The sequence below is a fragment of the Geotoga petraea genome (assembly GCF_900102615.1).
Classification (GTDB): domain Bacteria; phylum Thermotogota; class Thermotogae; order Petrotogales; family Petrotogaceae; genus Geotoga; species Geotoga petraea.
Genome location: NZ_FMYV01000004.1, coordinates 21,652 through 43,781, shown reverse-complemented (window position 1 = coordinate 43,781; position 22,130 = coordinate 21,652). Strand labels below are relative to the sequence as shown.

Genomic DNA, 22,130 nt, shown 5'->3' with positions numbered 1-22,130 from the left:
TTTTTTCAGCTTTTATTATATCAAAACATAATTACAGAAAAAATAAAAGCCCTGTAAAATATTAATACAGAGCTCAAGTTTCTCTAACTATTAATTTTGATTCTATTTTTTTATGAGTGATTTTCTTTTCTTTATTTTCAAGAAATTTCTTAAAAATACCAACAGCATTATCTGCCATGAGTTCTAAAGGTTGGTGTATTGTTGTTAGTCCTATGACCTTACTTATTGGTATGTCATCAACACCAATCAAATTATAGTTTTTATTCGGTAAAAGATTTTTTTCGTTAAAAAAGTTTCTAACACCAAAACCCAACATATCACAAGTAGCAAATACATTAACTTTGCTTTTATTTATTGAATTTTTTGACGAATATTTTTTCATAGCCTCATATCCACCATCCCAATAGAGATCTGCGTCTATCTTTTTAACTCTTTTTTTATGTTTTTTCATTGTGTCTAAAAATCCTTCGTCTCTATATTTGAACACATGAGATGTGAAATCATTTTCAAGTTCTTTAAAAGAAATTAATAAATATTTTTCTGTTGTTTTGGATTTAGATAACAAATATTCTGCTGCTTTTACTCCGATATCATAATTATCTATATATATAGAATCGAATCTATCATCTTTTGAGTCAACTAAAATCAGTTTTTTTTGAGGTATCTTATCTTTAAAAATTTTCCTGACAGAAAGAGAAGAAATAAAAACTGCATCTGTTTGATATATTAAATCTGCCTTATTTTTAATTTTGGCAAGCGATATTTCATCTACCAATGGGAAAACTATCACCCTATAACCCATTTGCGCAAGGTTTTTTTCTATATACTTGTATAAAATTCCGTAAAATTCTCCCATATCTGGAATCACAAGAGAAATAGAGTTACCTTTTTTTGAAGATAGTGATCTGGCATGAAGATTAGGGGTATATCCTAATTCATCTATGGCCTTTAAAATTCTATTTTTAGTATTCTCGCTAACTTTACCCGAATTATTTATAACTCGAGATACTGTTGCTATCCCAGTATGAGATTTTTTAGCAACATCTTTTATTGTTGGAGCTTTATTACTTTTCAAAAGACTAACCCCCCCCTTATAAATTGAAAGCGCTTCCTAATCATTATACTACAGCTTACAAAGAAATTTTACAATTTTAGTTAACTAAAATAAAAATGAGATAATGTTCATTATATACAAATAATAACATATATTTCGAATTATTAGCATTATGAAATAAATTGATAGGGTGATAACATATAAATAATTATTATCTTTATTATTACAATTTTTTTTGGATACTTCTGACACTTGAAATATAGATGCTAATAATGTATAATTATGATGGAATTAAGACAAAGGAGGATACATAAATGAGCACTTTAGGAATACTGATGATTATTGTACATATAATACTTTCTTTAGGCGTTATTTTTTTCGCACTAAAAAGAATGCAAAGAAATTCTGAATTAGGTGGAGCATTTGGTGGTGGTGCGTCTCAAGCCAATTTTGGAAGAGAAAAAGGTATGGATTCAAATGCAAAATGGGCATTAGGTTTAGGCATAGTATTCATGTTTTCTTGTTTTTTAACTACATTAGTTTTAGCTTAAGTGAGGTAGGAATATTTTGACTAATCCACAAGACCAACTAAAAATTTTAAAAGAAAATGCGATTGATTTTATAAACGACAAAGAGTTTATAAATAAATTGAATGAGAAAAAAAAATTAAAAATTAAATTAGGGGTAGATCCATCAAGGCCGGATCTACATTTAGGGCATGCAGTTGTTTTAAAAAAACTAAAACAATTTCAGGATTTTGGGCATGAAGTAATTCTTATAATAGGTGATTTCACTGCTCGAATTGGTGATCCATCTGGGAAATCAAAAACAAGACCAATGCTTACCAAAGAAGAAGTTATTGAAAATGCAAAATCATATGCTGAACAGGCTTTTAAAATTATTGATAAAGATAAAACTACTCTAAAGTACAATGGTGAATGGTTTGATAAAATGACTTTCGAAGATGTTTTAAAATTGTCTTCAAAATATACTGTAGCAAGAATGTTGGAAAGAGATGATTTTAACAAAAGGTACACCAACAACCAGCCTATAAGCATTTCAGAATTTTTATATCCTATAGCTCAGGGTTATGATTCTGTTATGGTCGAGTCAGATGTTGAAATAGGTGGAACAGATCAACTCTTTAATCTTCTTGTTGGTAGAAAACTTCAAGAAGAAGAAGGAATGAAACCTCAAATAGTTTTAACTATGCCAATAATTGAAGGAACCGATGGGAACCTAAAAATGAGCAAAACTTATGATAACTATATAGCATTTACTGATAAACCAGAGGATATGTTTGGAAAAGTTATGTCAATCCCAGATACATTAATAGTAAAATATATGAAATATTTAACAGACATGACATCTGAAGATATAAGAAAGATAGAGGAATTGTTGAAACAACCAGAGACAAATCCAAGAGACATAAAAATGAATTTAGGTATGGCAATAGTTAGCGATTTCTATACTAAAGAAGAGGCAGAAAAAGCAAAAGAACATTTTATAAACGTGTTTCAAAAGAAAAATAACCCAGATGAAATGCCTTATTTAAATATTTTAAATGGTGAAATAGAAATTATAGACTTATTAATGAATAACAATCTTTTTGAAAGTAAAAGTGAAGCAAAAAGAATGATAAAGCAAGGTGCAGTTAAAATTAACGAAGAAAAAATAACAGACTTTAGAGAATTATTAAACTTAAAGGGGGGTGAAGTTTTAAGGATAGGAAAAAGAAAGTTCTTTAAAATATTGGTTTCTTAATTGATTGTTTCTAAAGTATTTTTGATTTTTACGGAATTTGTAGTATAATTACATAGTGGTTACAATAATTAACAACACTTATAAAAGGGGGTAATGAAACATGAAAAAAACATTGGTTCTATTTTTGTCTTTACTTTTTGTGATTTCTGCTTTTGCAGTAGGATTCCAAGACGTAAAAGAGGATCACTGGGCTTATGACTATGTTATGAACCTTGTGAACAAAGGTGTAATCCCAACTGATCAAAACACATTTAACGGTTCTCAAGCTTTAACAAGATCAGATGCTTCAATTTGGTTAACAAGAGCAATCATGTATTTAGAAAATTCTCCTATGATTGCAAAAGCTGAAGACATTGAAAGAATGGAAACAACATTAAAAGCTTTAACTAAAAAGGTTTCAGAAGATCCTGCTTCTATGCAAGCTTTAGAAGATTACAAAGCAAGAAGCACAAGAGCAATTTTGAAATTAAAATATGATGTATTTGCTCAAATTGATGAAATCGGGAAAGATATTAATGCAACAAATAAAAGAATTGACGCTTTAGAAGATTCTTTAGCAGCTGATCAAGACTTAATGTCAGATCTTAGAAATACATATCCAGATGTTAAAAAAGCTGCTTACAGAGCTAAAAACACAAGCGATTCATTATCACAAGATTTATTATTTTTAATGGGAGATATCGACAAATTAAGAAATGAACTTGGAGATTTAAAAGCTGCTCCAAGATTAGACACAGATCAAATGATGGTATTGGATTCAATTATGTCAACTTACCCAAATATGGCTAAAAAAGTAGCAGTTAACACAGATAACATTGAAATACTAAATCAAGAAGTAGAAGCTGCTAACATGAGAATTGACGAACTTGAAGCTTCTTCAGGCAACACATTCTTATGGATAGTTGCAGTTGCAGGTTTAGCTGCTGGTGTTGCTGGTATATTCTTACCATAATTGAATTAACTATTTAGAAATTTTTAGTTAATAATTAATGTAATACTTATTGACAAATGAATTTAACGTATGATATAATAAATTGAATATTTTATATTCATGAAGACAAAAAAAATAAAACTTTCAAAGGGGGTTTGGTTTTTCATGAAAAAACTAGTGGCTATAATAGCCGTATTAGCAATGGCGTTAGCTTCATTTGCTGGGATCACAGCTACAGGACCTAATTTTACAACGGCTGTATCTGGCGGTGTAAGTTTCGGCCTTTTGTTTGAAGAAACAGGTTTTGATTTATTTGTAGACAATGGTGCATTATACACAGCTGATTGGAGTATGTCAGTTTCTATTTCAGGTGAAAATGTAGATGCTGATTATCCTGCAACATTAACAGCAAATTTCGCAGGTTCATTCCCTAATTATGATGCAGTACCAACATTTTTAAGTGCTACATATGATGATGATATGATGACTTTAGGATTTGTAAATAGCCCTTATACTGGCACAGTTAATTCATATTATTTAGCAAACTATGATTATGATGGTAATGGTCTTGTAGATGATCCAATTGGTACAAAATATATGACAGCTAATTTCAAAGCCATTGACTTAGATTTTACTTATATCACATTGGATAATTTAGATACAAGACATGCTACTTCAGAAGCTGCAACATCAGTTGTTGCTGGTGATGTTATGGCTGTTAACTATCCATTTGCTTACGAATTAGGATCAGGTAATATTAACGCTGCTTTCTGGGGTGCAAATACAGATAGAACTGCAGTTACTTTACAATCAACAACAACATCAGGAAAATTTATGGGTTTTGCTGCTGGTACAGATTGGGCAGGAGCAGACATGGTTGATGGATTATATATGGCAGCTGCATTCGGTTTACAATCAGCTACTGATATAACTGCTTTTGATGAATCAGCTTACAGATTTAACGTTGGTTATAACAAAGATTTCTCTGTTGTAGAAGATCCAGCAGTAACAGTTACTCCACATGCTGACTTTGAATACAGAACAGATAATCCATTCCCATTTAGAGATACAGCTTATACAGCTGCAGCTTCAGAAATTGCTGCTGGTGTAGATGCTGAAGCTAATTTAGGTATGGCTGGGGTATTTGGACTATATGACACAGTTACATATGACTTAGGCGCATCACCTGCATTATCCTATGAATATGGTGTTACTTACTCAAATGAAGAAATTCATGAATTATTCAATGTTTCAGCTCAATTTGAAAAAATGGACTCAACAGAAGTTGCTACTCCATTTGGTTTAACAGCAAAAGTATGGGGTGGAATGTCGGAAGATATGTATGCATTTAGTTACAATGTAGAATTAGCTGGATTAAGTGGAGCTTTAGTTCCATTAACAGATATGGCAAGTGCAACAGACAAATACGTTGCTTACGCTTTAAACGCATCTGTTTACCCAGTTGAAAAAGTATCAATTGATGCATCATTATACAACTATACATTGAATGACTATGGGTATGATTCAATCGCTAAACTTGCAGAACCAGTTTGGACTTTAGATGCAACATACAAACCTAACACAATATTATCATTAGGTGGACATTTAGGTACAGAAGAAAACTGGGGAGATTTCACAGCTATTCACTGGTACTTATTTGCTAAAGCTTCATTCTCATTCTAAGATAAACAATATTGATTTTTTATAAATCAAAAACCTGGCTTGAAATATAGCCGGGTTTTCTTTTATTAACTCGGGAGGTTAATTATGAAGAAAATATTTTTAATCTTTTTTATTTTGTCTTTAGCTTTAATTTCATTTTCGTTTGAACAAAACCCAAACAATATATTCACTAAATATAGATTATATTTTAGTCCTGATGGGTTAGACTCATGGGCATCTTTTGATGTAAATTTTACCTCTGAAGATTATTTCTTGGAAAAAGATTCTAAAATTAAATATAAAATAAACTTAGAATATGTTAATAAGATAATTGAAGACGATATTTATGGTCAAGAAATAGTAATTGATAATCTCGAATTAGACTTTGAACAAATAAAACTTCAAATTAATGAAGAACAATTCAAACTATTTCCTGATTTTATTTTACATAACTTATATTTTTATTATAAGGATTTAAATGGAAAGTATTTAGAAAATAGATATATGATAGCTTATAATGAAAATGAAAAATTAGAATTAGATAATCTAATAAGAGACGATGAATTTGGTATAGGTTATGAAACAAAAATTAACAAGAATGAATATGAATTTGAGTTGTCTTATATCGATGAGGTTAAAGAGAAGACGTCATCAATTGATAGTAAATATGAGGATATAGTAGAACATAATTATGAAATAACAGAATTTGATAATAATAAAGTTATTGATTATGTTTATGATAAGGAAGATTTTGATTATTCAGAAACCTTTTTTGAATACAGTGATGTTTCTTATAAATTAGATTTTAATATAGATATGAAATCAGGGATTTTTAAAGGTTTTAGAACAGATACCATTTTAGGTATAAATTATAATTATGATTTTGATTATGAAAATAAAGAGGTTGTAGTTGACTATTTAAAAACTGAAAAAGAAGTGGATTCTAACTCATCAACAGTTACTAATAATATGGAACAAGAAGCTTTCAGTTACAAAGAATATACTAATTTTAGTAAAGAGATTAATTATGACTATCTTTCAGATACTTATTATGTTTATAATTATTTAGGAAATGGATTTTTACTAAAACCATCAATTAATTTATATTTAAAAGATAACTATTTCATAGTGACAAATGCGTACGATCATTTTATGAAACTGAGATATGATTTTAAGGGATTAAGTAGCATGAAAGCAACTTCAACTACTCTAAGTTTTGATACATTTTTCTATGGTAAAGATTATAATATAAATATTTTAAATGGTATTCAGTTCAAAATAAATAATGATAGTGAGATAGAAAATGCTTTTTATCTTGATATAAACAATATTTATAGAGGTTTTGAGAATATCAGACCAGAATTTAGAGTAGAGTATTTCAATAGCAAAGATATTAAAAATCTAACTATTCAACCAAGATTATTTGCAAAATATGGTAATTTTAAAATCAATATAGAGGATTACATAGACTATGATGTGATAGAAGAAGAATTAGAAAATACTTTTTTGATCAATCCATATTATGCTGTAGATGATTTAGAAATTGGAATAAAATTGTTTAATTTTAAGTATAGAGCTTTTGGAGATGCATATTATAAAGAGTTTTTAACAAAAACAGAAAATTTAAACTGGTATGTTTATTTAGAATTTTTAAAGTATTTTTATTTATAAAAAAAGTCTTTCTTTTTTAAGAAAGACTTTAATATTTGCTAAATTCTATTTTTATTCCGACATTTTCCAGTTTTTCTTTTAATTTTTCATAACCTCTGAATATGTGGTCTATATTAGATATAATGCTTTCGCCCTCGGCACTTAAAGCAGCTATCAATAAGGCTGCAGCAGCTCTTAAATCGGTTGCTTGGATTGGTGCCCCAGAAAGATAATCAACTCCATCAATAATTGCTGTATTATCTTCGAGTCTGATATTTGCTCCCATTCTGTTTAATTCATCTATGTGGTTAAATCTACTACTAAAAATATTTTCTGATATCGTCGATTTTCCTGGTATTAAAGAGGCTAAAACAGATATTTGTGGTTGTAAATCAGTTGGAAATCCAGGATATGGAGCTGTATCTATGTTCAAGTTTCTAACTTTATCAAAATCTGTTTTGCTGATTTTCACATATTTTTCTTCTTCTGAGTGGTCAAATGTTATTCCTATTTCTTCCAGAATGTTCAAAAGAATTCTTAAATCATCTATGCAAACTTTCTCTATTTTCAAGTTATCTCCCAAAATCGCCCCCATGATTATATATGTTCCTGCTTCAATTCTATCTGGACTTACAGAGTATTCTATTCCTTTTAGCTCTTCTACGCCTTTTATGGTTATTATTGATGTGTTTTTCCCTTCTATATTTGCACCCATTTTTGAAAGAAAATCTATTAGGTCAGTTATTTCTGGTTCCATAGCACAATTGGATATTTTTATAGTTTTTCCTTTTAATAAAACTGCTGAGGTTATTAGATGTTCTGTTGCACCTACACTTGGAAAAGGTAAACTTATATTTATTTTATCTTTTGAGTTAGTTATTTTACCAATTACATAGCCATGTTCTGTTGTACTCTCAATCCCCATTTTTTTGAGCCCTTCAAGATGGTAGTTAACAGGTCTAACTCCCAAAGAACATCCTCCAGGTAGAGCGACTTTCGTTTCTCTTGTTCTTAAAGTTAAGGGTCCATATACATTAAAAGATGCTCTCATTTTTCTTACTGGTTCGTAAGGGATCTCACCTTTCAGTTCTTGAAACTCTTCTATGATAAGTTGATCATCAGATTTTTTTATTGATTTACCAGAGTATTCTAATATTTCCAGCATTGTTTGAACATCTGCAAGATCTGGTACGTTATTTAGAACTACTCTATCTTTTGTCAGTAAAGTAGCAGCCATAATAGGTAATACGGCATTTTTTGAGCCAGATATCTTTATCGAACCACTAGCAACTTGTGGCCCTTTAACTATTAGTTTATTTGAAGAATCTAAATTTATTGCATTCATTTAGTTAAACACCCCCCATATAAAATTAAAACTCTTCCAAAATTTTGTAAACATCATCTGTTGATATTTTGTCTCTTGGAATATAATAAGATTTTATTTCACAAGTTTCTGAATAATCTGTTAACATTTTTATTCTATCGTTTATTCTATTTATAATTTTATCAAATATATCTTCAAAAATGTCAGTTAGCAAGATAATGAAAGTATCTTTTGAATATCTAAAAATATAATCTAAAGGTATTCTTACACTTTCTCTTAGAATTTTTCCTAACTGTCTTTCAATTATTTTCTTTTCTTCGTTCAAATTTAATTTATTTAAATGAGGTAGTTTAATAATTACAATCCCCCATTCATTATTAGCTTCAAATGCTTTTTGAAAATAAATGGCAAAAAATTTATCAAAGAAATCTTTCGAATAAACCCTTGTATTTTCATCTATTATCTTTCTGTTTACAAGGTCTTCTACAAATTCTTCAAAACTCAAGAACTCTTGTTGGATTAGTTCGTTGTGTTGTTTTACAACTTCATCCATTTCTAATTCTTTCTTTTTCAACTCATCTAATTCTTTTTCCAATTTCACAATACGTTCTTTCATTTCATTATAGTTATCCCCCATTATAAACCTCCTTTTGATTTCTACCAGTTTTTATTACCAGTAGGCTGCTTGGTCCCATTCAAAACTTCTTCAGCATAGTCGCTTACTTTTTCAGAAAAATAAGTTACAGCTCTGTCGTTTGAATAGTTTAATTCTCTATAAAGAAGGATACTTTGATCTTTTCTGAATCCACTTAACACAACAGAATTTTCATATATTTTGATTAAATTATCATCGAAGTTTTCCTCTTTAACTTCCCAATTTAGTTTCAAATTATAATTTTTTAATAAAACAATTTTGCTATCCCTTTTGAAAAAATCAACATCTGAAATTTCATTAGAATATGATAAAAAAGAACCTGACTTAGAAAGTATTGATTGAATTACATTATCACCTGATTTTGAATCAACTTTTAAAATAGGATATACTCCAGCAGTTTCAAAACCTCTAATCATTCTATAGGTTATCTCAGAAATTATGTAAGGTGATTTGGCTATATATTTTAGCTTGTCTTCTTTTGAATCGTTTAACGGTTCAAGGTTACCAAATATAACAAAGTCAATTTTTTTTTGTTTTAGTAATACTCCAATATCTTTAAAAAATGATTCAATAAGACTATAATTTCTGATAGTTCCCAAACAAAGGTAACATAATTCCTCATCAAAATCATTCAAGTTTAAAATATAACCATTTAATGAATCGTTTTTTGGTATTATTTCTTCATAACTTTCATATACTTTCCCAATTATTCTGTTTTCTGTATTTATAAGATCTATAGCTGAAAAAGAAAATATGTTAATCAATATAAAAACCATTATTAAGAATTTTTTCAACAGCATAAGCAACACCTTCTTCATCATTTGAAGGAACTATATATTTTGCAATATTTTTAACTTTCTCATGGGCATTTCCCATTGCATAAGAATTTTCTGTTTTTTCAAGCATTGCAATATCATTTTCTGAATCACCAAAAATATGAGCCTTTTTTAAGTTTAAATTGTATATTTTAGAAAGCTTTTCTAATGCAATTCCTTTCGAAGCATTTTTTGGAATAATATCCAAAAATGAGTGGAATGACATTATTATATTTAAGTAGTTTCCAAATTTCGTGTTTAATTCTTTTTGAACTTTTAATAACCTTGAATTATCACCAACAGCTAAAATTTTTAAAGGTAGATTTTTATTTTTGTTTATATAATCTATTAAGTCATAAACTACTTCATATTTTACTGATGCGTGTTTTGCATAATCTTTTATTTCTTGATTATCTTCTTCAACAATCAATTCATCTTTTACATATATTTGCCTGTGTAAATTTATTTTTTTCAAATATTTCACTATGTCAATCGCAATTTGAGCATTTACGCCTTCTTCTACTAAAACTTGGTTTTGATTGTCTACAACGTAAGAGCCATTATAAGAAACAATATGTGCATAATTTTCAACAAAAGGGATATAATTATCTATAATATGCATCATAGAACTATACATTCTGCCACTTGCAAGTACCAAATTATTTTTATTTACTATAATATTTTTTAAAGCTTCTTTATTTTTATCTGATACTTCTATGTTTGAATTCAAAAGAGTTCCGTCAAGGTCAAAAACAAAAGTATTCATTTTTTAATCTCCTATTTATATTTTATCATATTATGTTTTTATTCGTTAATTAAAACATAATTGTTGTATTTTTTAAAATTATTTGAATCTATCAAATCAGATAGAGATTCAACATATTTTTCTCTTTGTTGGGAATAATAAAGCAGTCCTTCTGTTAATCTTTTGTTTTTTATTTCATTATTTCTTATTTTTCTAAAGTCTAAATAATAATCTAAAGTGTTTAATTTTAAAGCATAACTTTCCATAGAATCGACTAATGAATCAAATTTTTTAACTTCATAAGTTTCACCTTCTGGTCTTCCTGTAGGTACTATACCTGCTCCTTCTTCCCATGTCCACTCACCAAAAATATTGTTGCCTTCAATTGCAAATCTGGAAGTTCCCCATCCCGATTCTTTTGCAGATTGGCCAAGGGCTATATGTACTGGTATGGGTTTAACTCTCCTCAACAAAATATCTCTATCATCTGTTAAATATTTTTCAGTTAATCTTTCACTTACATTTCCATTCAAAATATTCTCCCGTTCAATTTCAATATCTTTGTTTACTTTATTAATTATTGGGAGCATTATTTTAATGAAGATATTTTTTCTTTTATTAACATCATAGATATCATTTAAATTATTTGGAAATTTTTCTACTACAACAGTTGGAATAATTTCATCTTCTAAAGTATAGTTGATTTGTTCAAAATAATTGTCCAGATCTTTCCAGTCTTTATAATAAACATAATCCCAATCTATTTTTTTTTGTGTTATTTCTCCTTCTGATTTGTAATTACCTTCCAAAGTAAAAATAAGATAAAAAGTAAAAATTATAGAAATAATTATGTAAAAAATTGCCCATTTATTCTTCATAAAATCACTCTCCAATATTTCTTAATAACCAGTATCTAACTTTTTCTTTTCCAGATTCTGTATCTCTGGCAAATATAGCAATTCTATTTAGCAATTGATTAGATGTAAAATAATTAGTAGAATAAATTTTATTACCATCTTTGACAGTATCCAAAAGTCCTTCTTGAGAAATGTATAATTTTGTGTCTCTTATGTTGTCGTTAGTTGTCAAAGATATTTGAAATTCTTCTCCTAACGTTATTTCAACTGGGTATCTGTCTTTGGTTAACAACGCTTTCCTATTCAAAATATAGCTTAGATGTGATTCAGTTGCCCAATCTAATAGTAAAGGTTCTCTTGGGATGAAATATTTTCCATATTCTTTGATATATGGTCCCATATCCTGAGTAAAAGCGTATTTGAAGTTGTTATCTTTTAATATATCGTCCATTCCATAAGTATAATACCCATAAGGATAAGCATATATTTCTGATTTATACCCCATTTCGTCTTCAAAGGCTTTTTGAGATTTTATTAGGTCTTCTTCAAAAAAGTTTAGAGTATATTCTTTACCATTTTGTTCTAACATATATAAAAAATTATCATGCTCATGAGAATGTAATCCCAAAGTTAAACCACTGAACTCATCTAATTGCCTTATTTGTTCCCAGGTGAGATAATCAGGATATCCCACATTACCTGTATTTATAAATAGAAGGTAAGGTATATTTTCTTCTTTAAAGAGCTTATGTGCTTTTGTGGTTGTTTTATATCCATCATCAATTGTAAATAACACTGCATTTTCATAATTTTTATCTCCATTCACATATGATAAAAAATCCTGGTGATCTAATATTTTATACCCTTTTTCTTTAACTATTTTTATGTGATTTTTAATTTCTTCAGTAGATGTACTAGTCGAGGGATATCTCTCATCATCAAATCTATGATAAAGAAAGATATAAACTTCTGAAAAAGACATTAGTGCAAATACTAAAGCAATCATAGTAAGTATAATTTTTTTCATTTTAGCACCTCTCGTAATTAAAATTTTATAATAAAAATGAACATATTTAATATTATCACATAAAGGTTTTCATTACTTTAAAATAATAAAAATATATCTTTGATAAAGTTTAATTTGGGAGGTGTGATTTTGAGATATATAGATACACACTCACATACTTATTTAAAACGTTTTAACGAGGACAGAAAAGAGCTTTATTCAGAAATATCTGAAAAGCTTGATTATATAATTGATATCGGGATAGGCAAAGATTCTATTGACAAGATTTTAGAAAGCGTTAATAAGTATGAATTTATTTTTGGAACAGTTGGTTTTCATCCAACAGAAACAGAAGATTTTGATGATGATGATATTTCTCATATGGAAGAGGCTCTAAAAGAAGAAAAAATAGTTGCGATTGGTGAGATAGGTCTTGATTTTCACTGGGATACTGATAGAAATAAGCAGTTTAAAGCACTTGGGATGCAGATGGAATTGGCAAAAAAACACAACAAACCCATAGTATTTCATATTAGAGATGCTTATGATGAAGCTTATGATTTTATTAAAAAAACAGGTATTCCTGAAGCTGGTGGGGTTGTTCACTGTTTTTCATCAAATTGGGAAGACGCAAAAAAATATTTAGACTTAGGCTTATATTTGGGGTTTGATGGTCCTTTAACTTATCCTAAAAATGATGATTTGAGAGAAGCATTGAAAAATACACCAATAGACAGGATATTGCCAGAAACAGATTCTCCGTTTCTTCCACCAGTTCCTTTTAGAGGGAAAAGAAATGATCCTTTAAAAGTTGAGTATGTTTATGAAGAAATTTCAAGAATTAAAGAGGTTTATGATGAAAGAATAGCTTCTCAGTTAAAAAGCAACTCAAATAAATTATTCAAGTTAGATAGATAAAAAAATAGAGATAGTTTTAAAAACTATCTCTATTTAATTTAGTATATCGTTTTCAGATATTAAATTCCCATTGAAAGCATCTTTCCCAGTCATAGGTTTTTTGCCGGGGAACTGAATTTTTGATATTTTCAAAACACCATTTTTAGTTTCAATCAAAAGATCACTATTTTTTAAACCTACTATTTTCCCTGAGGTTCCTTCAACTTTAGTTTTATAAATTTTACTTCCAAATAATTTCACTTTTTTGCCTTTATGCAATGCAAAAGTTCCAGGGAAAGGATCAAAAGCTCTTATCTTATTATGAGTCTTTTCTGCATCTTCAAAATTTAGCTTCATTTCATCTTTTGAAATTTTATTTGCATAAGTTGCTTTCGAATGATCTTGTTCAGTCAACTTTATGTTTTCAAAATTATTTATGAAATCTTCTAATGACTTTTTTGATATTTCTAACAATTTATCGTAGACTTTTTCTAAATTATCATTTTGTTCAATCTTAATTTTCTTTTTTAAAGCTATAGGCCCTGCGTCAAGTTCTTTAACAATTTTAAAAATTGATATGCCAGTTTCATCTTCACCATTTTCAATAGCCCTTTGCATAGGTGCTGCGCCTCTATATTTAGGAAGTAATGAAGTATGTAGATTCCAACAACCGTATTTAGGCATCGAAATTACCTTTTCTCTTAGAATTTTACCAAAAGCAACAGTTATAATAATATCTGGATCTATGAACTCTAAATCATCGTATATCCCTTTCATTTTTCCTGGTTGAAACAACTGTATTTTATTTTCCGCAGCGATTTTTTTTACTGGTGTTGGTCTTAATTTTTTTCCTCTACCAAAAGGTTTGTCTGGTTGAGATACTACTGCAGCAATGTTAAAATTTTGGGTTACAAGATGTTCTAATATTTTTGCAGCGAATTCAGGAGTACCCATAAAAATTATTTTTAAATCTTTGGGATTTTTCATGGTTCGATTACTCCAAGCTCTTTCCCTTTTTTCTTTCCTTCTTTTATTAATTCATTTAATCTTTTTTTAATTCTTTGTTTGGCAACTACACTGAGTTTGTCGGTGAATAAAATGCCGTTTAAGTGGTCATTTTCATGCTGGAATATTCTTGCAGTATAGTCTGTTAATTCTTCTTCTATTTTTTCGCCACTTTCGTTATAGTATTCAACAGTAATAGTCTTTGGCCTTTCAATTTCTGCAAAAACTTCAGGTATGCTAAGACAACCTTCTTCAAATATGATTTGATCTTCACTGAAAGATTTTATTTTTGGATTAATAACAGTTTTTTTATTTTCACCATCATCCATAACAAAAAATTTATAAGACATTCCAACTTGTGGAGCAGCCAGCCCGACTCCATCTAATCTATACATTTCTGAAAACATTTTTTCAATCAATAATTTTAATTCTTCATCGAATTTCTCGATTTCTTTAGTTTTTTTCCTTAACACAGGGTCACCAATTAACCTAACTTCCATAGTTTCACTCCTCTATTACTCTAATCAATTTATCTAAATACTCTTTATTTGTTAAGAAAACAGACAATGGAGTTATTGAAACATAATTTTTATTGACATAGTGATAGTCTGAGTTCTCCGTATCGTCATCTTCTACAATTTTACCAAGCATCCAATAATAAGAATTCCCATACGGATCTGTTCTTTCATCAAAATAGTCTTCATATCTTCTGGTGCTTTGCCTTGTTACTTTGAAACCTTTTATTTCATCTATAGGGATATTCGGAACATTTACGTTTAAAGTAGTGAATTCAGGTATCTTCTTAACATCTATTTTATTCAACAAGTCTATTATAACTTGACCTGCTGTTTCAAACATTGGATCGTTAAATTCAGCAGATGAAACTGCTATTGAAGGATAACCAGTAATAGCACCTTCCAATGCAGCAGATACTGTTCCAGAATATAAGATATCAGTCCCCATGTTTGCGCCCCTGTTTATGCCACTAATAACCAAATCAAAATCTATATCTTTATATATTGCCAAAGCCCCTAATTTAATACAATCAGCTGGTGTACCATTAACAGCATAACCAAAAAATTCTTGATTAATTTCCACTTTTTTTGCCCATAGAGGGTTTCTAATTGTTATGGCGTGTCCCGTCGCAGATCTTTCTACATCTGGAGCAACGATATAAACTTCATGGTCTTTTTCTAAATAATTTTTTAAAACGCTTATTCCAGGTGCCATTATACCATCGTCATTTGATATCAATATTTTCATATTACACCTCCATAAGTAATATTAACATTTTTGTTTTATGAGTCTATTAATAAGAATTTAATATTAACGCAAATTGGATAAAATTAATAAGAATTGTCTATATGTTATAATATCATAAAATAGCATAAGGGGGTATTTTTATGAAAACAGAAATGGAATTTAAGGAAATAAGTAAAAAACATTTTTACACAAAAACACCTACGGGGCACGATGTACACACAGACGCAAATATTGAAATAGGTGGTACAGATTCTGCCCCAAGACCTATGGAGTTAATGCTTTCTGGGTTGGCTGGATGTACTGGTGTGGATGTTTCTATGATTTTAGAAAAAATGAAAGTTGAGTATGAAGAGTTCAAAATAAAAATTGAAGCAGATAGAAGAGAAGAACAACCAAGAATATATACCGATATCAAGATAGTGTATATGTTTAAAGGTAAGGATTTACCTATGGAAAAATTGGAAAGAGCAGTTAATTTATCTCAAGATAAATACTGTGCTGCATCTGCGATTTTCAAAGGTACTGCTAACGTAGATTACGAAATAAAAATAATAGACTAAAATTTGGGGGGATATTGACCCCCTATTTTTATATTAAAAAAATAAAACTTTTACCCTTAGAATATAATATTTATGGTAAAATATCTTTGAAAGTAGGTGATTTTATTATGGCGAATGTTAATAACATAAATGTCGTTATAGAAAAAGCTAACGACAGGATGAAAGAAGTTAAAAATACTATAGTTGTTATGTCAGGTAAAGGGGGAGTTGGAAAATCAACTGTTGCAGTAAACTTAGCAATTGCACTTTCCTTAGAAGGTAAAAAAGTGGGATTATTAGATGTTGATTTACACGGCCCCGACGTAGCGAGAATGCTTGGGGGAAGAGGACAATACCCAACTCAAGTGGGAGATGAAGTAGTTCCCCCCGAAGTAAACGGAGTTAAAGTTATTTCTATGTCTCAGTTCTTGAAAGAAGAAACATCTCCTGTTGTTTGGAGAGGCCCTTTAAAAACAGGAACAATTCTTCAATTTATTGGAGATATTGATTGGGGAGAGCTTGATTATCTTATAATTGATTCACCGCCAGGAACGGGAGACGAACCTTTAACAGTTTTCCAAAATCTCAAAAATATAACTGGTTCAATAGTAGTTACAACTCCTTCTGTGGTTTCTCAAGATGATGTTGAAAAAGCCATTAACTTTTTAGGGATGATGAAACAAAAGATTTTGGGATTGGTTGAAAACATGTCATATTTTGTATGTCCTGATTCGAACAAAAAACATTTCATCTTTGGACAAGGTGGGGCGAAGAAATTGGCAGAAAAATACGATTTAAATGTTTTGGCTGAAATACCAATTAATCAGAAAGTTAGAGAAAATATGGATGATGGGAAGCCAACTGCATATTTTGGGGATCCAGAAATTGTAGCTCCATACATCAATTTAGCAAGAAATATTATTGATCAATACGACAAATAATTTAACATAAGGGGGTTATTTTCCCCCTTTTTATTTAGGGAGGGAAATTAAGTGAAGAAATTATCATTTATTTTATTATTGTTTTTAATGACTTTAATAACATTCTCAACAACTGTAACTTTTATTTTTGATGCAAAAGAAGCGGAAGAAGTATATTTAATAGGTGATTTTTTAGAAAATGGAAAACAAAAAATGGATAAATCTTTTACTGGATTATGGAGATTGAAAGTTAATTTAGAAGAAGGGAAATACTTATATAAATATGAAATAGATGGGGAGGAAAAAATCAATTATTCAAATACACAAATTGATTTTAAAAATGGCGAAGTTTATAATTATAGAATAGTAAAAGGAATGTATTTTGAATCAGTAGGAGATGGAATAGTTAAAGAAGCCATTCATGAAACAAGCAGAGAATATATTAATCCTGTAAAACCTGGCGAAATATATTTATCCCTTAAAGTTAGAAACAATGATGTTGAAGATGTTGTTTTAGAAGGGAATTTTTTATCGTCTAAAAAACAAGTTATAAATAATGATGATATGCTCGAATATAGATTTCATGTGTTAACAGATGCTTCCCTATTAAAGTATAGATTTAGAATTATTGACGGACAAGAAATTATAATTGGTTATAATAATACCGAAGCTCCATTTGAATTTGACTTTAATAATCCAAAAATAGCCTTCTTCAATGTACCTGATTGGGCAAAAGGTAGAGTATTTTATCAAATATTCACAGATAGGTTCAGGAATGGAAATAAGGAGAATGATCCGATTTACACCCCAAATTGGTATGGAGATCATACAAAAGACAAATTAATGTTTAACCATTATGGAGGAGATCTTGATGGAGTAATCCAATCAGAAGATTACTTCAAAGAATTAGGAATTCAGGGAATTTATTTCAACCCTATTTTTGAATCTATTTCTACCCATAAATACAACACTACTGATTATCTGTCTATAGATCATAGATTTGGTACAGAAAAGACATTTGAAAATTTAGTTGATATGCTTCATTCAAATAATGTGAAAATTATTTTAGATGGGGTATTTAATCATACAGGAACGGAATTTTTTGCCATGCAAGAAAATTTTGAAAAACAAAAAGAATCTAATTATCTTGATTGGTATTACATAAAACAGTTCCCAATTGAAGAAAAACCAACATCCTACGAATCTTGGCAAGGATATGCTTCTTTGCCAGAGTTAAATATAGATAATCCTGAAGTAAAAGCTTTTTTCAATAGAGTTATAGGAAAATGGATGATGAAGAATATAGATGGTTGGAGGCTTGACGCCGCTGATCAAGTTCCAAAATATTTTTGGAACAACTATTTTTATCCAAATGTAAAATCCATTAATGAAGAAACATTTGTTGTTGGGGAATATTGGAAAGATTCAACAGAATATTTCCAAGCACCCTCTTTTGATGGGGTTATGAATTATTTGTTTAAAGATGCAGCCTTATTATATGTAAAAAATGGTCAAGCTAAAACATTTGTAGATTCAACAAATCGTTACCTAAACAAATATCCTCCTCAGGTTGTTCATTCATTGTGGAATTTGTTAGGGAGTCATGATACAGAAAGAATATTTACTATGTTAGATGAAGACGTTGAAAGGATGAAGATGATTTCAGCTCTACAAATGACTTTTGTTGGGGCTCCTTTGATATATTACGGAGACGAAATTGGTATGACAGGTGGTAATGATCCTTTTGACAGAAAACCATTTCCATGGAAAAAAGAAATGTGGAATGAAGAAATATTTAACCACTATAAAAAGATGATCGAATTGAGAAAAATAAGAGAATCGCTTCAAATAGGTGATTACAAAGTTCTCGAAGCAGAAGATGGCTTACTGATTTTTGAAAGAAGCACACAAAAAGAAACAACAACAGTAGTAATAAATAGTAAAAACAGTCCTATTAAAACCAACATTTTGAATGGAGAATTTAAGGATTTATACAATGATGATATAATAGAAGGAGTAACAGAAGTTCCGGCAAAATCATTTATGATTTTAGAAAAAAAATAAAGTGGTGGAAAAATTGTATTATTATGAATTGATACCTTTTGGAGGAAGACTATACAATACTTATACATTTAAATCAAATAACCCTTTGGCTGTTGGTCAAAGGGTTATTGTGAATTTAAGAAATAAATTAACTTCTGCGCTGGTATACAAACAATCCGAAGAAATCCCCAATGTAAAAATTAAAGAAATAGAATTTATATTGGACGAGAAACCCTTGATTGATGCAAATCATATCAAATTTATAGAAAAAACTGCAGAAGATTTATTAATACCAATCTCTGAAATTGTAAAAATGATGTTCCCCTCTACATCAAATGATCTTTTTAGAATAAGAATAGTTCCATTGAATCCAATGGTGGGGTTTGACAAACCTATTTTTTTAAATGACTATTTCAGAAAATTCAAAAATAAATCTGAGGCGAGGAAAAAGTTAAAAAATCTTATTGATTCTAATTTAGTTGAATTAGAATCCTACACAAAAAAGCAAAGAACAAATAAAAAATCTGTGTATATTGGGTTGAATAAAAATCTTGATGGAGTACCCAATATTTCAAAAACTGCTGATAAATTGATAAACTATCTAAGAATAAATGGTGTAGTATCACTTGAAGAAATATATTCAAAAAATATAATCAAAAAAAGTTCTTCAACAATTGACACATTGTTTAAACACAAAGTTATAGTAGAAAAAAATTTGAAGAATACAAAAACCATTTCCAATACAGTTGATCTGACAGATGAACAAGAAAAAGCTGTTGAAAATATAAAGAAATTTAAAGACAAACCTCATCTTTTATACGGTGTAACAGGAAGTGGAAAAACTGAAGTATTTTTTGATATTGCTCAACCACTTTTGGAAAGAGGGAAAAAAGTTTTGATACTCGTACCAGAAATTTCTTTAACACCACAAATGTTTACAAGGATAAAAAAACGTTTTGCTTCTTATAAAGTAATCACATATCATTCAAATTTAAAGCCGAAAGAACGTCTAAATAATTGGTATGACCTTGTTAATGGAGAAATGGATGTTTTAATTGGTACAAGAAGTAGTATATGGATGCCCATAAAAGATTTAGAAATGATCATAATAGATGAACAGCATGATGATTCTTTTTACCAAGATGAACAGGTTATTTATGACACAATGCGAGTTTCTGAGATCAGAAAAGAAATTGAAGATTTGAATTTGGTTTTCGCCTCAGCAACTCCAAGGTTGAACGAGCTTATAAAAGCCAAAAATGGTGATTATTATTTACAGAAATTAGAAAAAAGATATCTAACTAAAATGCCAGATGTTGAAGTAATTGATATGAAAAAAGAGAAAAAAGTTAGCTGGTTATTTTCAAAAAAAACCTTGGTAAATATTAAAGAAATCCTTGACCAACAAAATAAGGTAATAATTTTCACGCCAACAAGAGGACATTCCAATTACGTTTTATGTACTGATTGTGGACATGTTTTTAAGTGTGACGATTGCGACGTTTCTCTAACATATCACAAAAGCGAAGAAAAACTTGAGTGCCATTATTGCGGGAAAGACTATCAAATTCCACAGAAATGTGAAAAATGCGGAGGATATAACCTTCAAACAAGGGGCTATGGAACCGAAAGAGTCGTCAACGAAATGGTTAAATTTTTTCCCTCTACAGAAGTTTTGAGGGTAGATAGAACAGTGATAAATTCATTTGATGATTTGAAAAAAACTTTTAAAAGGTTTTATGATAAAGGTCCTAAAATAATAGTAGGCACAAAAATGATCACCAAAGGATTGGATATCAGCGACCTTAAATTAGTAGTAATAATGGATTCAGATAGGTATTCCTATTTTCCCGACTATAGGTCTTATGAAACTACTGCTTCATTAATAATGCAAGTTGCAGGAAGAGCAGGAAGAAAAGGTTCTGGCAAAGTTTTGATTCAAACTTTTAACCCAGAAGATGAAATATTTCATGCCATCAAAAATCATGATTATAATTTAATAGCTAAAAAAGAGTTTGCAAAGAGAGAAAAATATGGGTACCCACCTTTTTCAAACTTAATATTGATAATGTTGAAAGATAAAGACAAAAATAAATTGGAGCAAAAAGCGCAAATAATAAAAAATGAGTTTAAAAATTTGAATATAAACATTAATGGTCCTATAGATCCACTTATAAAAAAGATAAAAGGGGAGTATAGGAAACAATTAATTATAAAACAAAAAGATATTTCAAAAAAAGATTTATTGACGATTCAAAAAAAATATGATAATGATATGAAGTTGTTTTTAAACCCTCCTACCACTTTTTTATAATTTGACTTAGAAACAAAACCGTGGTAACATGTTAATATAAGAGTAAAAAATAATATTTTTATTTAATTTTACAAATTATGCAGTCTTTGTCAATCAAACTGGAGGTGGTTATATGGAATTTAAAGTTTTTGTAAAAGATATTCAGTTAACTCCAGCACTTCAAAATTATATTGAAAAAAGAATGAGTAAGCCGGATCATATGTTGAAAAAACATGAGGATTTATTATCTCCTGCTGATTTTAGGATCCAAAAAGAAGGCGGTATTTATAAAGTTGAAATTACCGCACACTTTAAAAAATTCAATAAAATCATAAAAGTTGAAGAAAAAGATGGAGATTTATATGAAGCAATTGATAATGTGACAGACTCTTTAGAAAGAAAAATAAGAAAATTAAAAACAAGAATACAAGAACATGATTCTAAAAAACAATTTAACGAAGCAATTAAAGATACAGAAGAAAACGAAGAACAATCAAGAATTAGAAAAACAAAAAGATATGATTTATCTATGATGCCAGCTGAAGAAGCACTTTTACAAGCTGAATTATTGGGACATAATTTTTTTGTATTTAGAAATGCAGATACAAATGAAGTTAACGTAGTTTATAAGAGGAATAATGGTTCATTTGGATTAATTGAATTTGTAGAATAATTAGTATAAAAAAAAGAGAACTCTTTTGAGTTCT

General features: G+C 29.2%; 21 protein-coding genes. 11 read left to right on the top strand and 10 right to left on the bottom strand.

Annotation, left to right across the window (positions count from 1 at the left end):
• Nucleotides 1-73 precede the first annotated feature (73 nt).
• Nucleotides 74-1,075, bottom strand: coding sequence for a LacI family DNA-binding transcriptional regulator (locus tag BLS00_RS05355; RefSeq protein ID WP_091403444.1), 1,002 nt, complete (start codon nucleotides 1,073-1,075; stop codon nucleotides 74-76).
• Nucleotides 1,076-1,368: 293 nt separating this feature from the next.
• Here BLS00_RS05355 and secG point away from each other — a divergent pair, with 293 nt between their 5' ends.
• The 5 genes from secG (at nucleotide 1,369) to BLS00_RS05330 (ending at nucleotide 7,082) form a co-directional block, all read left to right on the top strand.
• Entirely contained in the window at nucleotides 1,369-1,605 is a 237-nt protein-coding gene (gene secG / locus BLS00_RS05350; RefSeq protein WP_091403442.1) for a preprotein translocase subunit SecG, read from the top strand.
• Between the two features lie 16 nt (nucleotides 1,606-1,621).
• Nucleotides 1,622-2,818, top strand: a complete 1,197-nt coding sequence (gene tyrS, locus BLS00_RS05345; protein WP_205742439.1) for a tyrosine--tRNA ligase — start codon at nucleotides 1,622-1,624, stop codon at nucleotides 2,816-2,818.
• A gap of 100 nt (nucleotides 2,819-2,918) precedes the next feature.
• Nucleotides 2,919-3,770 carry an S-layer homology domain-containing protein gene (locus tag BLS00_RS05340; protein WP_091403439.1) on the top strand — a complete coding sequence of 284 codons (852 nt, stop codon included), beginning with the start codon at nucleotides 2,919-2,921 and terminating at the stop codon, nucleotides 3,768-3,770.
• 144 nt (nucleotides 3,771-3,914) lie between these two features.
• Complete coding sequence (locus BLS00_RS05335; protein ID WP_091403437.1) at nucleotides 3,915-5,432, top strand: hypothetical protein; 1,518 nt, start codon at nucleotides 3,915-3,917, stop codon at nucleotides 5,430-5,432.
• Nucleotides 5,433-5,516: 84 nt separating this feature from the next.
• Nucleotides 5,517-7,082 carry a hypothetical protein gene (locus BLS00_RS05330; protein ID WP_091403436.1) on the top strand — a complete coding sequence of 522 codons (1,566 nt, stop codon included), beginning with the start codon at nucleotides 5,517-5,519 and terminating at the stop codon, nucleotides 7,080-7,082.
• 28 nt (nucleotides 7,083-7,110) lie between these two features.
• Here BLS00_RS05330 and murA read toward each other — a convergent pair whose 3' ends face one another.
• Genes murA through BLS00_RS05300 form a run of 6 tightly spaced genes read right to left on the bottom strand, consistent with a single transcriptional unit; the run spans nucleotide 7,111 to nucleotide 12,484 of the window.
• The gene (gene murA, locus BLS00_RS05325; protein ID WP_091403434.1) at nucleotides 7,111-8,406 is read right to left on the bottom strand and encodes a UDP-N-acetylglucosamine 1-carboxyvinyltransferase; all 1,296 of its coding nucleotides are present in this window, start codon (nucleotides 8,404-8,406) and stop codon (nucleotides 7,111-7,113) included.
• Between the two features lie 25 nt (nucleotides 8,407-8,431).
• Nucleotides 8,432-9,022, bottom strand: a complete 591-nt coding sequence (locus BLS00_RS05320) for a diguanylate cyclase domain-containing protein (RefSeq protein WP_091403432.1) — start codon at nucleotides 9,020-9,022, stop codon at nucleotides 8,432-8,434.
• A gap of 20 nt (nucleotides 9,023-9,042) precedes the next feature.
• Complete coding sequence (locus BLS00_RS05315) at nucleotides 9,043-9,840, bottom strand: hypothetical protein (protein ID WP_091403431.1); 798 nt, start codon at nucleotides 9,838-9,840, stop codon at nucleotides 9,043-9,045.
• Nucleotides 9,797-10,621: an HAD family hydrolase gene (locus BLS00_RS05310; RefSeq protein WP_091403429.1), complete on the bottom strand. Its 825-nt coding sequence runs from the start codon at nucleotides 10,619-10,621 to the stop codon at nucleotides 9,797-9,799. The genes BLS00_RS05315 and BLS00_RS05310 overlap by 44 nt, the downstream gene beginning before the upstream one ends.
• A 38-nt stretch (nucleotides 10,622-10,659) precedes the next feature.
• Nucleotides 10,660-11,478 carry a glucosaminidase domain-containing protein gene (locus tag BLS00_RS05305; RefSeq protein ID WP_091403428.1) on the bottom strand — a complete coding sequence of 273 codons (819 nt, stop codon included), beginning with the start codon at nucleotides 11,476-11,478 and terminating at the stop codon, nucleotides 10,660-10,662.
• Nucleotides 11,479-11,482: 4 nt separating this feature from the next.
• On the bottom strand, nucleotides 11,483-12,484 hold the full coding sequence (locus BLS00_RS05300; RefSeq protein WP_091403426.1) for a polysaccharide deacetylase family protein: 1,002 nt from the start codon (nucleotides 12,482-12,484) through the stop codon (nucleotides 11,483-11,485).
• A 129-nt stretch (nucleotides 12,485-12,613) separates the two neighbouring features.
• Here BLS00_RS05300 and BLS00_RS05295 point away from each other — a divergent pair, with 129 nt between their 5' ends.
• Nucleotides 12,614-13,381, top strand: coding sequence for a TatD family hydrolase (locus BLS00_RS05295; protein WP_167849017.1), 768 nt, complete (start codon nucleotides 12,614-12,616; stop codon nucleotides 13,379-13,381).
• Nucleotides 13,382-13,414: 33 nt separating this feature from the next.
• Here the strand turns inward: BLS00_RS05295 and fmt are convergent, their stop codons facing one another.
• The 3 genes from fmt to surE are packed head-to-tail and all read right to left on the bottom strand — an operon-like array spanning nucleotide 13,415 to nucleotide 15,628.
• Nucleotides 13,415-14,347 (bottom strand): methionyl-tRNA formyltransferase, encoded by a 933-nt coding sequence (gene fmt / locus BLS00_RS05290; RefSeq protein WP_091403422.1) that lies wholly within the window; start codon nucleotides 14,345-14,347, stop codon nucleotides 13,415-13,417.
• Nucleotides 14,344-14,865 (bottom strand): peptide deformylase, encoded by a 522-nt coding sequence (gene def, locus BLS00_RS05285; protein ID WP_091403421.1) that lies wholly within the window; start codon nucleotides 14,863-14,865, stop codon nucleotides 14,344-14,346. Before def ends, fmt begins: the two co-directional genes overlap by 4 nt.
• Before the next feature lie 4 nt (nucleotides 14,866-14,869).
• The gene (surE, locus tag BLS00_RS05280; protein ID WP_091403419.1) at nucleotides 14,870-15,628 is read right to left on the bottom strand and encodes a 5'/3'-nucleotidase SurE; all 759 of its coding nucleotides are present in this window, start codon (nucleotides 15,626-15,628) and stop codon (nucleotides 14,870-14,872) included.
• 140 nt (nucleotides 15,629-15,768) lie between these two features.
• Between surE and BLS00_RS05275 the strand changes: the two genes are divergently transcribed.
• The 5 genes from BLS00_RS05275 to hpf all read left to right on the top strand — a co-directional run bounded on the left by BLS00_RS05275 (nucleotide 15,769) and on the right by hpf (nucleotide 22,096).
• Nucleotides 15,769-16,188, top strand: coding sequence for an OsmC family protein (locus BLS00_RS05275; protein WP_240724354.1), 420 nt, complete (start codon nucleotides 15,769-15,771; stop codon nucleotides 16,186-16,188).
• Nucleotides 16,189-16,295: 107 nt separating this feature from the next.
• Entirely contained in the window at nucleotides 16,296-17,108 is an 813-nt protein-coding gene (locus tag BLS00_RS05270; protein ID WP_091403776.1) for an Mrp/NBP35 family ATP-binding protein, read from the top strand.
• Between the two features lie 51 nt (nucleotides 17,109-17,159).
• Nucleotides 17,160-19,151 carry an alpha-amylase family glycosyl hydrolase gene (locus tag BLS00_RS05265; protein ID WP_091403418.1) on the top strand — a complete coding sequence of 664 codons (1,992 nt, stop codon included), beginning with the start codon at nucleotides 17,160-17,162 and terminating at the stop codon, nucleotides 19,149-19,151.
• A gap of 13 nt (nucleotides 19,152-19,164) precedes the next feature.
• Nucleotides 19,165-21,444, top strand: coding sequence for a replication restart helicase PriA (priA, locus tag BLS00_RS05260; protein WP_091403416.1), 2,280 nt, complete (start codon nucleotides 19,165-19,167; stop codon nucleotides 21,442-21,444).
• A gap of 112 nt (nucleotides 21,445-21,556) precedes the next feature.
• Nucleotides 21,557-22,096 carry a ribosome hibernation-promoting factor, HPF/YfiA family gene (hpf, locus tag BLS00_RS05255; RefSeq protein WP_091403414.1) on the top strand — a complete coding sequence of 180 codons (540 nt, stop codon included), beginning with the start codon at nucleotides 21,557-21,559 and terminating at the stop codon, nucleotides 22,094-22,096.
• Nucleotides 22,097-22,130: the final 34 nt, after the last annotated feature.